Genomic DNA, 13,652 nt, shown 5'->3' on the forward strand with positions numbered 1-13,652 from the left:
GCTCGGGCAGTCGCTGCGGACGAACTGCGTGAACTCCTCGACCGACAGTGGCTGCGGATTCGAGCCTTGCGAGAGCAGCGGCTTGCTCACCTCTTGAGAGCGCAGTGCCGCATTGATGGCATCGTTGAGCCGCTGCACGATCGCGCGCGGCACCTGGGACTGCGTGAAGATGCCATACCAGGTGCCTATGTATTCATAGCCCGGGACCGCCTCGGCGATGGTCGGGACATCCGGGAGAAGCTTCGAGCGCTCGGAGGCAGCGATACCGAGTACTTTCAGCTTGCCAGCCTTGATGAGCGGAAGAATCCCGGGGATGCTGCCGAGGTAAACCTGCACCCGCCCGCCCAGCAGGTCGTTCATTGCCGGCCCGCCGCCCTTGTACGGCACGTGCACGAGATCGACGCCCGCGCGGGATTTCAACAGTTCCATGCCGAGATGCTGCGGACTGCCGATCCCGGCCGAGGCATAGCTCAGCTCACCGGGCCGCGAGCGCGCGAGCTGCACGAGCTCGGCAACCGAACTGGCCTGGAATCCGGCGACGGCGACCAGGATTTGCGGGTTGAGCACGAGCCGGCTGACCGGCGCGAAGTCACGGTACGTGTCGTAGGGCACCTTGCGCTGCAAGGCGGGCGAGATGCAGAGCGATGCGGGCGTGCCGAAGTAAAGCGTATAGCCATCGGGCGCCGCCTGCGACGCGAGGCTGGCCGCGATGATGCCGCCTCCGCCACCGCGATTGTCGACCACGACCGATTGACCGAACGCGTCGGTGAGCCGCTGGCCGATCAGGCGCGCCGTGTAGTCGGTCGATGCCCCGGGCGGATACGGCACGATGATGCGCATCGGGCGCACGGGATAGGTTTGCGCCAGTGCGCTCGCCGCACCGAGCGCACACAGCAAGTGAGGGACGAGCGTGAACGCTCGATAATCACGTCGCGCGCGCCCGCCACTGCCGCGATTCCACCAACGCGTAAAAGTCTTCGGTGATCCGATGCAACAGGTCCGGTTCCTCGAGGTTCACAAGGTGACCCGTTGCGGGCACTACCGTCAGGCGCACCGCCGGCGACACACGCTTCATGAAGAGTCCCGATTCGATCGCGACCGGATCCTCGTCGCCCACTACCACGTGGGCCGGCACCTTGAGCCCGCGCAGCGCCCGCTCCATGCTGAAGAGCGAGGGACGCCGCCCCTGCACGCGGCGCGTGATGTTGGCGCAACCCTGCGCCGAGTGCTGCATGTAGCGGCGGCAGAAATCGTCGAACGCGCGCGGGTTCTTGTGCCGTAGCTGGACGCGGTTGGCGGCGTTGCGCAACTTCTTCAGCACCGCCGCCAGGCCGTCCTGCTCGTATTCGCGGGCGCGGGCTTCGACCGAGCGCGCGAATGCCGCGCGATTGCGCGGGTCGGCGCCGCTGCCGATGCCGATCATGGTGAGCGACAGCGCCATGCGCGGATAGTCCAGGCCGAAATCGAGGGTCGAGCGCGAGCCCATCGAGCAGCCCATGATGTGCGCCTTTCGAACGCCGGCCGCTCGCATGACCGCGGCGATGTCGTCGATCGCGTGGCGATGCGAGTAGGCCGACAGCGCCTTCGGCACCTCGGAAGGCGGATAGCCGCGCGCGTTGAAAGCGATGCAGTGGTAGCGGCGGCTGAAGTGTTGCAGCTGCTTCTCCCAGCTCCACAGATCGCCGGAGAATTCGTGCACGAACACGATCGGTGTTCCACGGCCCGCTTCCTCGTAATAGAGCCGCGCGCCGTCCGACTCGACATAAGGCATGTCGTGCGCCTCCCTCGCTATGACAATGTTTCAATTGTGCTTGCTTTCCGGCCGGGTTTCCAGGCTTGGTATACCATCGAGCGGCGCTCGGCTGCGAGGAGACCCATGAACACCCGCTACAGCGAAATCCGCGACGGCATGCACATCGACTGGGATGTCCCGATCGCCATGGACGACGCCCTGGTGCTGCGCGCGGACGTCTTCCGGCCCGCGGCCGAAGGCCGTTTCCCCGTCATCCTGAGCTACGGTCCCTACGCCAAGGGCCTGCATTTCGAGGACGGCTACCCCAGTGCTTGGCAGCGCATGGTCGCGCAGCATCCCGACGTGGCAGCCGGATCGTCGAACCGACATCAAAGCTGGGAAGTGGTCGATCCGGAGAAATGGGTGCCCGACGGCTATGCCTGCGTGCGGGTCGACTCGCGCGGCGCGGGCCGCTCGCCCGGACGCATCGATCCGTTCTCGCCGCGCGAGACGCGCGACTTCTACCGCTGCATCGAATGGGCGGGCACGCAGCCGTGGAGCAACGGCAAAGTCGGCTTGAACGGCATCTCCTACTACGGCATCAACCAATGGCAGGTCGCTTCCTTGCAGCCGCCGCATCTCGCCGCGATGTGCGTCTGGGAGGGCGCCGCCGACTGGTACCGCGACATGACGCACCACGGCGGCATTCTCTCGACCTTCTGGCGCAACTGGTTCGATATGCAGGTGAAGACCGTGCAATACGGTTGCGGTGAGCGCGGCCGCAGAAGCCGCGTGACCGGTCAGCTCGTGTGCGGCGACGAGTTACTCTCGGAGGAGTTGCTCGCCGCCAATCGCTGCGACCTGGGCGGCGAGATCGCGGTGCATCCGCTCGACGACGAGTACCACCGCGCGCGCTCGCCGTTGTGGGAGCGCATCACCGTGCCGCTGCTTTCGGCGGCGAACTGGGGCGGACAGGGCCTGCACCCGCGCGGCAACTTCGAGGGCTTCGTCAACGCCGCATCGAGCGAAAAGTGGCTGGAAGCGCACGGCATCGAGCACTGGACGCACTTCTACACCGACTACGGCGTGCAGCTGCAGAAACGCTTCTTCGGCCACTTTCTCAAGGGCGAGGACACCGGCTGGGCCCGGCAGCCGCGCGTGCTGCTGCAGGTGCGCCATGTCGATCGCTTCGTCGAGCGCGCGGAGAACGAGTGGCCGCTCGCGCGCACGCGCTGGACCAGGTTTTATCTCGATCCCGCCGGATATGCGCTCGCTGCGTCGGCGCTCGATGCGGCGGGCCTCGTCGAGTACGACGCGCTGGGCGACGGCGTCACGTTTCTCTCCGCGCCACTGACCGAGGCAACCGAGCTCACCGGCCCCTCGGCGCTCAAGCTGTTCGTCTCCTCATCGACTTCGGACGCCGATCTGTTCGTCGTGCTGCGCGTGTTCGCCCCGGACTTGAAGGAAGTCGTGTTCCAGGGCGCGATCGATCCGCATACGCCGATCGCGCAAGGATGGCTCCGCGCCTCGCATCGTAAGCTCGACCCGGCGCGCAGCCTGCCGTATCGGCCCTACCACACGCACGACCAAGCTCAGCCGCTCACGCCCGGCGTTCCGGTCGAGCTCGACATCGAGATCTGGCCGACCTCGATCGTCGTTCCGGCCGGCTATCGCATCGGACTTTCGATCCGCGGCAGGGACTACATCTATCCCGGCGGCTCTGGCGGGCGCTTGTCGAACTTCAAGAACGAGCTAGAGGGCTGCGGGCCGTTCCTGCACGACGATCCCGACGATCGGTCGGCGGAGATTTTCGGTGGCAGGGTGCGACTGCATTTCAGCCCGCAACAGGCGGCTTACGTGCTCTTGCCGGTGATTCCGGCGCAAGCCGCGTAGCATCGTCCCGACTCGGACGAAACGAGCTCGGCGATGTCATGCTGTAGGCGCACTTGTGTGGTGAAGCGTAAATTCGTCGTAGTTCGTCATTCCCGCGCAATCGGGAATCCAGAAAGAGACTCCGCCTGGACCCCCGCGTTCGCGGGGGTGACGAACTTCTGACTCAGGACACTATCGAGCGTTCCCTATTTCATGTCACGCTCGTCCCTCACCCCCAACCCCTCTCCCGGGGGGAGAGGGGAGCGTCGCGTCCGTATTGGACTGTCGTCCAATACGGAACGATCAATAGAATGCTGCTTCCATTGGCTTCGCCTGCAGGCCGAGACCCGCGGCGCTAACGGCCCGTCTTCACGATGCGGCGGCAATGCGCCAGAGCCGCCTCGATCAGATTGTTGCTCGCTTCCGGCGTCCGGAAAGCGGAGTGCGCCGACAGCGTCACGTTCGGCAACGTAGTCAGCACGTGCCCGGCGGGCAACGGTTCGACGGCGAAAACGTCGAGGCCGGCGTGCGCGAGGTGGGCGGAGCGCAGCGCCTCGATCATCGCGTCCTCGTCGACGAGCGCGCCGCGGGCGGTGTTCACCAGGATCGCGCCCCGGCGCATCGCTTCGATGCGGCTGCGCGTGAGGAAGCCTTTCGTCTCGTCGTTGAGCAGCAGGTGCAGCGAGACGACGTGGCTGTCGGCGAGCAATCGTTCGAGCGCCACGAATTCCACGCCTGCGTGCGTTCTCGGCGTGCGGTTCCAGGCGAGCACCTTCATGCCCACGCCCAGCGCGAGGCGCGCCACTTCCGCGGCGATGGAGCCGAAACCGATCAAGCCCAACGTCCGTCCGGTGAGCTGCACGCCATCGGTGCGCAGCCAGTTGCCCGCGCGCATCTCGCGGTCCATGCGCGCGAAGCCCTTGGCGGCAGCCCACATCAATGCGAACGCGCACTCCGCCACCGCGGTGTCGCCATAACCCTTGATGATGTGCACGCTGATGCCGATTCGAGCGAGCTCGTCCGGATCCATGTAGCTGCGCGGCCCGGTGCCGAGAAACACCACGTGCTGCAGACCGGCGCACCGGCGCGCGATCTCGGTCGGCAGACAGGTATGGTCGACGATCGCGATCGCGGCGCCCGCGAGCAGCCCGGGCAGCTCGTCGGGCTTGATCTCCGGGTTGCGGTTGATCGTAAGCGGAAGGTCGTCGGCGCGATGCAGCCGCTCGGCGATCGCCGCCAGCGTCGGATTCGCGTCGACGAATACGGCACGTGAGCTCATCGAGCGCTCCTATTCGGGCTTGTCGCGGCCGCGTATCAGTTTCGGGTAGACCACGGCGTCGCCCTGACCGAACATCCAGGCCATCTCTTCCTTGCCGATGTACTCGGGCTTGGTGCCTTTTGCGGCGCACAGGAGCTCGACGATCAGCTGCCGTTTCACTTCCGAGGTGTACACGTTGACGCGGTGATAGCACTCGGACACATCGCGGCCGAGCACGGTGATGCCGTGGCGCTTCATCACGATGCAGTTCGTGTCCTGAATGAAGGTCTTGATCGGGGCGACGTCTTCCTCCACGTTCAGGTGCGCGGGCAGATAGGCGAGCGGCTTCTGCATGAGGTAAGAGAACGTGAGCGAGAAGCTGCGGATCTCCTCGCAGCCGGCCGCGAGCAGCGCGATGGTCTCGTCATGATGCAGATGTATGACGCAGTTGACATCCGCACGCAGGCGCAGAATCTCGCGGTTCATCTGGTGTCCGACGCTCGTGGCGGCGTTGCCGTGCAACACGCGCCCATACGGGATGTCGGTGATGACGAGATCGTCGAGCGACATTTCCTCGAGCGAGACGCCCGCCGGCTTCGCATACGCGAGACCGTCCGCATAATCGGGATGCGGTACACGAATCACCATGCCGCCGAGCGTGCTCTGCACGTAGCCGCGCGCGGCGAGGCGGTGCGCATAGCGCACGTATTGCTCGGCGATCTTGCGATCGAGCGTGACCGCCGGATCGGGTGCATATTCGTTGACCAGATAACGAGGCGTCGTATCCATACGCTCTTCAGTGCCGGGTGAAACACGTAGTGCGAAGATGGTAACACTCGTCTTTGCGGGTGCCTATCGCCCGACTATACTGAGCAGGCAGTGCTGGCACGAACAATATTGGAGGCGCAACGATGCAGCGAATCGCGATTTGGCTTCGAGTTGCAGTTGCGCTCACTGTCTGCAATGTCTCGAATGCGTTCGGCTCCGAACCGGCCTATCCCCAGCGCCCCATCCGTCTCGTCATTCCGCAATCCCCCGGCGGGGCGTCGGATACCATCGGACGCCTGGTCGCGCACAAGCTCACCCAGCAGCTGGGGCGACAGCTCGTTGCCGACAACCGGCCGGGCGCTACCGGCAACATCGGCGCGGAGCTGGTGGCGCATGCGACGCCGGACGGTTACAGCTTGCTCCTCACCGGCCCGAACCTTGTCACCAGCACCAGTCTGTACGCACGCGTCGGCTACGATCCGATCAAGGACTTCGCGCCGGTCACGCGGCTCGCGCGCTCGCCCAACGTGTGGCTCGTGCATCCGTCCTTTCCCGCGCACGATCTGAAAGCGCTGATCCAGATCGCGAAGGGCAAGCCAAAGGAGATCAGCTTTTCTTCCTCCGGTCTCGCCTCGTCGCAACATCTGGCGGGCGAACTGCTCAATGTTCTCGCCGGCATCGAGCTCGTGCACGTGCCCTACAAGGGCGGAGGGCCGGCTTTGATCGACCTGATGGCCGGGCGGGTGCCCGTGATGGTGTCGAGCCTGCCGTCGGCCGTGCCACAGATCAAGGCCGGAAAAGTGCGCGCGCTCGCGGTCACGACCACCAAGCGCTCCAGCGCGATACCCGAAGTGCCGACTGTCATGGAAGCCACGGGACTTGCATCGTACGAAGCGAGCACCTGGCAGGGCTTCGTGTTTCCGGTTGCGACGCCGAGGCCGATCGTGCAGCGCGTGGCGGACGAAACGATCAAGGCGCTGGGCCTCGCCGACGTGCGGGAGCGCCTGCGAGACCTGGGCTACGAGCCGGTGGCAAGCACGCCGGCCGAGTTCGCGGCGTTTATCACGAGCGAGATCGCGCGCTGGGCGAAGGTGATTTCAAGCGCGGGAATCAAGCGGCAGTAGTGGGGCGCGCGAACAGACGGTCCACGTCCGGAACCGCCGCGATGAAGCCTTGTTCGTGCAGGTGGCAGCCGAGACGATCGACCACCACGCGGTTCGCGCTCGTCCAGCCATAAGGCAGCGGATCGCCGCCGAAGTGCTCGAAGGTCCGGACCCAGTGCGCGCCGCCCCACGGCACCAGCGTCGTTCCGAGCTTGCGCTGATACGCGCGCGCCTTGGCGGCTTCATAGGCGTTGTAGACGATGTCGACCAGCTCCGGCTTGCGCTCGATAACGTCGTTTCGGATCGCAACGCAGTGATGAATCGGATACAGGCCGGTACGCTCGTAATACGCCTGCTCTTCGGCTTGCGCATCGGGCAAAACAGGTCTCAGCCGCCGTTGCGCAGGCGGCAAGCGCGCGTCTCGCGGCGAGATTGCCAGCACCGCGTCGATCGCCCGCTCGCACAGAAGCTGCTCCAGGTCCGCTTCGCTCGTCTCGACCGTGGCGCCGGCTGGAAACGGAAAGCGCTGCTTCGGCCCAGTCACCCACGTGATCGAGCGGTGGTCGACTTCGTACTCCTCGTGTAGCAGGGCGCGGAACCAGACGGCGGCGGTCATCGAGTAGTCTTCGACGCCGATCCGCTTGCCCGCCAACTGGCCCAAGCTCGTGAGCGCGCTCTCGCATTGCGTGACAGCGAGCGAATGGCGAAACGCGCGGTAGGGAAAGACCGGGATGGCCGTGAGCCAATCGTGCCCCGTGGACCGCAAGGTAATGTAGTTGGCGAGCGAGAATTCGCACACCTCGAACGGCCGCGAAGCGATCATGCGCGCGAAGATGTCGTGAATGCGCATGACTTCGTAGCCGAACAGCACGCCGCCATGGGACCCGGCGATCGCCAAGGCGTGCTCGTAGTCGCCGCCGCGTATGACGATCTCGGAGGGCTCGGCGCGCATCAGGCTCGCTTCATTCGCTCGTGGCAGTCTTCGCGGGTCAATCATAGCGCCGTTTCGCGCACAGCCCGAGCGCTGGCGAGAGGGCACCCGGCGTGGGCTCTGCCCGGCGCAATAATGAGCGAGCGCCGCCGCAGCACCCAAGCACCCGCAAGGCGGATGAGCTTTTGGCGCATCGGCTAGAATAGACGAGATCGATTTGCGCCGCGCGTACGCCTGCGCCGCGGCAATACCCAGAAGGCTCCGAGTCCCGCTTCCGTGCCGACCGCCAAAGACGCCGGCGCCATCGTTGTTCACGGTGCGCGCCAGAACAATCTCAAGAATCTCTCGCTCGAGCTGCCGCTCAACCAGCTGATCGTCGTCACGGGCGTTTCGGGGTCCGGCAAGTCGTCGCTGGTGTTCGATACGCTCTACGCCGAGGGGCAGCGGCGCTACGTCGAGACGTTCTCGCCCTATGCGCGCCAGTTCCTCGACCGCATGGACAAGCCGCAGGTCGATCGCATCGAGGGCATTCCGCCGGCCATCGCCATCGATCAGACCAACCCGGTGCGCACCTCGCGCTCCACGGTCGGTACGATGACCGAGCTCAACGACCATCTGAAGCTCTTGTTCGCGCGCGCCGCCTGCCTGTACTGCCGCAACTGCGGCGGCATCGTGCGGCGCGACACGGCCGAATCGATCTACGCGGCGCTCGTAGAGCGAACTGGGCAGTCCGGCGATCCGCGCCTGATCGTCACGTTCCCCGTTCGCGTCCCGGAAAACTTCTCGCGCGACGAGGTGCTGAAGCTGCTCGAAAGCCAGGGCTACACGCGCATTCACGGCGAGGGCAACGGCGTGCTCGAAGTCGTGCAGGACCGGCTGCGGCTGTCGAACGCCGAGCGTGCGCGCGTGATCGAGGGGCTGGAGGCGGCGCTGCGTATCGGGCAGGGACGCGTGAACGTGCATGTCGATTGTCCCGCCAGCGGAACACAGACCACCCCGTCCGCGACACTGTCGCGTCCCGCCCCTCCTCGGGGAGGAGGGGAACTGACCCCGTCCGCGACCGAGTCGCGTCCCGCCACACCTGGGCAAGGCGGGGAGCTACCGAACCTCCCCTCCTCTCATGAGGAGGGGAGGCGCGAAGCGCCGGGGTGGTGTGGTTCCGAGACCACCCCGTCCGCGACACCGTCGCCTCCCGCCTCTCCTGATTCAGAAGGGGAAATTGTTTGGCGCTTCTCGTCCGACCTGCACTGCGCCGACTGCGACATCCACTATGCCGATCCGGTGCCGAGCCGGTTCTCCTTCAATTCACCGGTCGGCGCGTGCGATACCTGCCGCGGCTTCGGCCGCACCATCGGCATCGATTTCGGCCTGATCGTGCCCGACGAATCGAAGACGTTGCGCGCAGGCGCGATCCGGCCCTGGCAAAGCCCGAGCTTCAAGGAGTGCCAGGACGATCTCGTGAATTACGCTCGCAAGCGCGGCATCCCGCTCGACGTGCCGTTTCGCGAGCTCTCGCCGCGAGAGCGCACGTGGGTGCTCGAGGGCGAGCCCGAATGGGTGAACTGGCGCAAGTCCTGGCCCGGCACCTGGTACGGGGTGCGACGCTTTTTCGCCTGGCTCGAGACCAAGGCGTACAAGATGCACATCCGCGTGCTGCTCTCGCGCTATCGCGCATACACCCCGTGCACGGCGTGCGACGGTGCGCGACTCAAGACCGACGCGCTCGCCTGGCGCCTGGGGACCGACGCCGATGCGCGGATTCTTCCGCCTGCCGAGCGTTTCATGCCCACGGGTGTCGGTTTCGATCGTGAAAGGTTCGAATCGCTTCCCGGCCTCAATCTGCACGACCTGATGCTGATGCCGATTTCGCGTTGCCGCGAATTCTTCGCGCAGGTAACGCTGCCGGCGCCGCTGGACCAGGCGACCGACCTGCTGCTGACCGAGATCCGCACACGCCTCGACTATCTGTGCCAGGTGGGCCTGGGTTATCTGAGCCTCGACCGCCAATCGCGCACGCTCTCGGGCGGCGAGGTCCAGCGCATCAACCTGACCACCGCGCTCGGCACCTCGCTCGTCAACACGCTGTTCGTCCTGGACGAGCCCTCGATCGGCTTGCATCCGCGCGACATGGGCCGCGTGATCGAGGTGATGCATCGTCTGCGCGATGCCGGCAACACGCTGGTCGTGGTCGAGCATGACCCGCAGATCATGCGCGAAGCCGATCTCCTGCTCGACATGGGACCGGGACCGGGCGAGCGCGGCGGCGAGGTGGTTTCGTTCGGCGTCCCGGCCGAAATCGGCCGTGCCGCGCAGTCGCTGACCGCCGATTACCTGTGCGGGCGCAAGTCGGTCGCGACCGGCGAGCGCCGCCGGCCGGTGGATGCGGCCACGCCGGCCATCGAGCTGAGCGGCGCAGCCGAGCACAACCTGCGCGACATCGATGTGCGCATTCCGCTCAATCGCCTGGTATGCGTGACCGGCGTTTCGGGATCGGGCAAGTCGACGCTTGTGCAGGACGTGCTCTACGCGGCGCTGCTGAAGGCGAAGGGAAGACCGACCGAAACACCGGGCCGCCATCGCAGTCTCGCCGGTCACGAATCGATCGGCGAAGTCATCCTGGTCGATCAGACGCCGATCGGGAGAACGACACGCTCGAACCCCGCGAGCTACGTCGGCGCGTTCGACGCCATCCGCAAGCTCTTCGCCGCCACGCCGCTGGCGAAACAGCGCTCTTACACGCAAGGCACGTTCAGCTTCAATTCCGGCAACGGCCGCTGCCCCACCTGCGGCGGTAACGGCTTCGAGCACGTCGAGATGCAGTTCCTGTCCGACGTGTACCTGCGCTGTCCCGATTGCGACGGCAAGCGTTTCCGTGCCGAGGTGCTCGAGGTGACGCTTTCCGGCTTCGGTGCCGACGCGCAATCGATGGCCGGCGTGCTCGACCTGACGGTCGCGCAGGCGATCCTGTTCTTCGCCGACCAACCCGACGTGCTGCGCGCGCTGCAGCCGCTCGCCGCCGTGGGCCTGGAATACATGCGCCTGGGCCAGCCGGTGCCGACGCTCTCGGGCGGAGAAGCGCAGCGCCTGAAACTCGCCGGCTACCTCGCACAGGCCGCGCGCACGTCCAGCCAGGAGCCCAAGCTGTTCCTGTTCGACGAGCCGACCACGGGCCTGCACTTCGACGACATCGCGAAGCTGCTGCGCGCTTTCGCCAAGCTGATCGGCGCCGGCCACTCGCTGGTGGTGATCGAGCACAACCTCGACGTCATTCGCGCCGCCGACTGGATCATCGACCTCGGACCGGAGGGCGGCGAAGACGGCGGGCGGATCGTATGCTGCGGCACGCCGGCCGAGGTCATGCAGTTCGACGCTTCGCATACCGGCCGCGCGCTCCTCGCCTACGAAAAAGGGGCCAGGCTCGGTTTCCTGCCCACGCGCGGGAAAGAAGCCGGGCTCGGCCTCCTGCCCATGCAGACTCCGAGAGTGTTGGAAGAGCCTCGCTCCGGCGACTCGATGCTGTTTCCCTTGCCCAGCCAGGAAACCGATCCATCGACGCTGGCCGCTTGTGCGCCCGAAACAGATCAACCGAGCCTGGCCCCTATTCCACAAAGAGACAAGTCGAGCCTGGTCCCTTTTCTGCGGGAAGCCATTCAGATCCACAACGCGCGCGAGCACAACCTGCAAAACATCGATGTGAGCATCCCGCGCAACCGCTTCACGGTCGTGACCGGCGTTTCGGGCAGCGGCAAGAGCACGCTTGCGTTCGACGTTCTCTTCGCCGAAGGGCAACGCCGGTATCTCGAATCGCTCAACGCCTACGCGCGCCAGTTCGTGCAGCCGGCTGCGCGTCCCGATGTCGATGCGATCTTCGGCATTCCGCCCACGGTGGCGATCGAGCAGCGCACGAGCCGCGGCGGGCGCAAGAGCACCGTGGCCACGCTGACCGAGGTGTATCACTTCCTGCGCGTGCTCTACATGAAGCTCGGCACGCAATACTGTCCGGCCTGCAACGTGGCAATCGAGCCGCAGAGCGCGGATTCGATCGCGGCAAGCCTCCTGCGCGTCTACCGCGGCCAGCGCATCGGCCTGCTCGCTCCGCTGGTGGTGGCGCGCAAAGGCTACTACACCGACCTGGCGAAGTGGGCCGCGGGCAAGGGCTTCAGCCACCTGCGCGTCGACGGCGATTTTCTTCCGACGGCGAAGTGGCCGCGCCTGGACCGGTTCCGCGAGCACACGATCGAGCTGCCGGTGGCCGACGTGCCGGTGCGCGCCGACGACGAATCGGCCTTGCGCGCCGGGCTCGCGCATGCGCTCGAATACGGCAAGGGTATCGTGCACGTCCTCGCGCCCCTGGATGCGCTGGCGGATGCGATGGCGAAGAACGATGCCTCGCTTGCGGTCATGCGAACCGAGGTCTACTCGACCAAGCGCGCGTGCCCGAGCTGCGAACGCAGCTTCCGCGAGCTCGATCCGCGGCTGTTCTCGTTCAACTCCAAGCACGGCTGGTGCGCCACCTGCTTCGGCACGGGGCTCGCCCTGAGCGGCTTCGACGAAGAGCAGAGCGGCGAAGAGGTCTGGTGGAACGAATGGTACGAGCAGCCGGACGAGCCCTGCCCCGCCTGCAAGGGGCAGCGACTCAACCCGGAAGCGCTGGCCGTACGCTACCGCGGGCGCACGCTCGCGGAGCTGACCGCGATGCCGGTCGGTAAGGCTGGTGCGATGTTCGACTCGATGGAGCTTGCCGGACGCGAAGCCGAGATCGCGCGCGACTGCGTGGCGGAGCTGCGCTCGCGCCTGAGGTTCCTCGGCGACGTGGGGCTCGAGTACCTGGCGCTCGACCGTTCGGCGCCGACGCTCTCCGGCGGAGAAGCGCAGCGCATCAGGCTCGCGGCGCAACTGGGCTCGAACCTGCGCGGCGTGTGCTACATCCTGGACGAGCCCACCATCGGCCTGCACCCGCGCGACAACCGCATCCTGCTCGATACCCTCGGCAAGCTCGAAGCCAAGGGCAACACGCTGGTGGTGGTCGAGCACGACGAGGATACGATCCGGCGCGCCGACCACGTCATCGATCTCGGTCCGGGCGCGGGCAGCCGCGGCGGGCACGTGGTTGCGACCGGGTCGGCCGAGACGCTGATCGCATCGCCCGCGTCGGTGACGGGGCGCCTGCTCGCCGACCCGTTGCGCCACCCGCTCGCCCCGCGCCGGCCGGTGAACGGACGCACCGAGTCGATCGAGATCGACGGCGCTCACCTGCACAACCTGCAGCGCGTGCGAGCGCGCATTCCGTTGCGGCGCCTCACGGTAGTTACCGGCGTTTCCGGCAGCGGCAAGAGCAGCCTCGCCCGCGACGTGCTGCGCGACAATCTCGCCCGCCTGGTGAGCGAACGCCGCAACCGCAAGATGAGCGACGCGCCGCTGTACGGCTGCGCGGCGATCCGGGGCTGGGAGCCGATCGAGCGCGTGCTCGAAGTCGACCAGGCGCCGATCGGCAAGACGCCGCGCTCCTGCCCCGCCACGTATGTCGGATTCTGGGACGCGATCCGGCGCCTGTTTGCCGACACCACCGAAGCGCGCATGCGCGGTTACGAGCCGAGCCGGTTCTCGTTCAACACCGCGAGCGGACGGTGCAGCGGCTGCGAGGGCCAGGGCATCAAGCGCATCGGGATGAGCTTCCTGCCCGACGTGAAGGTACTGTGCGACGTATGCGGCGGCGCGCGCTTCGACCGCGAAACACTGGCCGTGCCGTTCAAGGGCAAGTCGATCGGCGAGGTGCTGGCGATGAACGTCGACGAAGCGGTCGACTTCTTCGCCGCGCACCGCAGCATCCATGCGTGCCTGCGCCTGCTGCAGGACGTTGGGCTGGGCTACCTGACGCTCGGCCAGCAGAGCCCCACCCTTTCAGGCGGAGAAGCGCAGCGCATCAAGCTCGTGACCGAACTGGCGAAGAGCGGCAACGGCAACCGCACCGGCCGGCGCGCGAGCCCG

General features: G+C 66.4%; 8 protein-coding genes. 3 read left to right on the forward strand and 5 right to left on the reverse strand.

Translation table 11 applies throughout. The features are described from left to right. The coding region (locus GEV05_21750; protein ID MPZ45961.1) for a tripartite tricarboxylate transporter substrate binding protein at nucleotides 1-897 on the reverse strand (897 nt) is incomplete at its 3' end. A gap of 28 nt (nucleotides 898-925) precedes the next feature. Then, on the reverse strand, nucleotides 926-1,771 hold the full coding sequence (locus GEV05_21755) for an alpha/beta fold hydrolase (GenBank protein ID MPZ45962.1): 846 nt from the start codon (nucleotides 1,769-1,771) through the stop codon (nucleotides 926-928). Between the two features lie 138 nt (nucleotides 1,772-1,909). Here GEV05_21755 and GEV05_21760 point away from each other — a divergent pair, with 138 nt between their 5' ends. Next, nucleotides 1,910-3,625 carry a CocE/NonD family hydrolase gene (locus tag GEV05_21760; GenBank protein MPZ45963.1) on the forward strand — a complete coding sequence of 572 codons (1,716 nt, stop codon included), beginning with the start codon at nucleotides 1,910-1,912 and terminating at the stop codon, nucleotides 3,623-3,625. A 334-nt stretch (nucleotides 3,626-3,959) separates the two neighbouring features. Here GEV05_21760 and GEV05_21765 read toward each other — a convergent pair whose 3' ends face one another. Further along, nucleotides 3,960-4,883, reverse strand: coding sequence for a 3-phosphoglycerate dehydrogenase (locus GEV05_21765; protein ID MPZ45964.1), 924 nt, complete (start codon nucleotides 4,881-4,883; stop codon nucleotides 3,960-3,962). A gap of 9 nt (nucleotides 4,884-4,892) precedes the next feature. Next, nucleotides 4,893-5,651, reverse strand: coding sequence for a class II aldolase/adducin family protein (locus GEV05_21770; protein ID MPZ45965.1), 759 nt, complete (start codon nucleotides 5,649-5,651; stop codon nucleotides 4,893-4,895). Nucleotides 5,652-5,773: 122 nt separating this feature from the next. Here GEV05_21770 and GEV05_21775 point away from each other — a divergent pair, with 122 nt between their 5' ends. Beyond that, nucleotides 5,774-6,754, forward strand: coding sequence for a tripartite tricarboxylate transporter substrate binding protein (locus tag GEV05_21775; protein ID MPZ45966.1), 981 nt, complete (start codon nucleotides 5,774-5,776; stop codon nucleotides 6,752-6,754). Here the strand turns inward: GEV05_21775 and GEV05_21780 are convergent. Then, nucleotides 6,741-7,685: a hypothetical protein gene (locus tag GEV05_21780; protein MPZ45967.1), complete on the reverse strand. Its 945-nt coding sequence runs from the start codon at nucleotides 7,683-7,685 to the stop codon at nucleotides 6,741-6,743. The genes GEV05_21775 and GEV05_21780 overlap by 14 nt on opposite strands. 213 nt (nucleotides 7,686-7,898) lie before the next feature. Between GEV05_21780 and uvrA the strand changes: the two genes are divergently transcribed. Next, nucleotides 7,899-13,652, forward strand: a 5,754-nt coding sequence (uvrA, locus tag GEV05_21785) for an excinuclease ABC subunit A (protein ID MPZ45968.1), incomplete at its 3' end; no start/stop codon positions are given.

The sequence above is a fragment of the Betaproteobacteria bacterium genome, from assembly GCA_009377585.1.
In the GTDB taxonomy this organism is placed as follows: domain Bacteria; phylum Pseudomonadota; class Gammaproteobacteria; order Burkholderiales; family WYBJ01; genus WYBJ01.

What these genes read in the sequence shown, in the direction of transcription:
- GEV05_21755 (MPZ45962.1), bottom strand. Translation starts at nt 1,771, where the DNA reads ATGCCTTATGTCGAGTCGGACGGCGCGCGGCTCTATTACGAGGAAGCG.
- GEV05_21760 (MPZ45963.1), top strand. Translation starts at nt 1,910, where the DNA reads ATGCACATCGACTGGGATGTCCCGATCGCCATGGACGACGCCCTGGTG.
- GEV05_21765 (MPZ45964.1), bottom strand. Translation starts at nt 4,883, where the DNA reads ATGAGCTCACGTGCCGTATTCGTCGACGCGAATCCGACGCTGGCGGCG.
- GEV05_21770 (MPZ45965.1), bottom strand. Translation starts at nt 5,651, where the DNA reads ATGGATACGACGCCTCGTTATCTGGTCAACGAATATGCACCCGATCCG.
- GEV05_21775 (MPZ45966.1), top strand. Translation starts at nt 5,774, where the DNA reads ATGCAGCGAATCGCGATTTGGCTTCGAGTTGCAGTTGCGCTCACTGTC.
- GEV05_21780 (MPZ45967.1), bottom strand. Translation starts at nt 7,685, where the DNA reads ATGCGCGCCGAGCCCTCCGAGATCGTCATACGCGGCGGCGACTACGAG.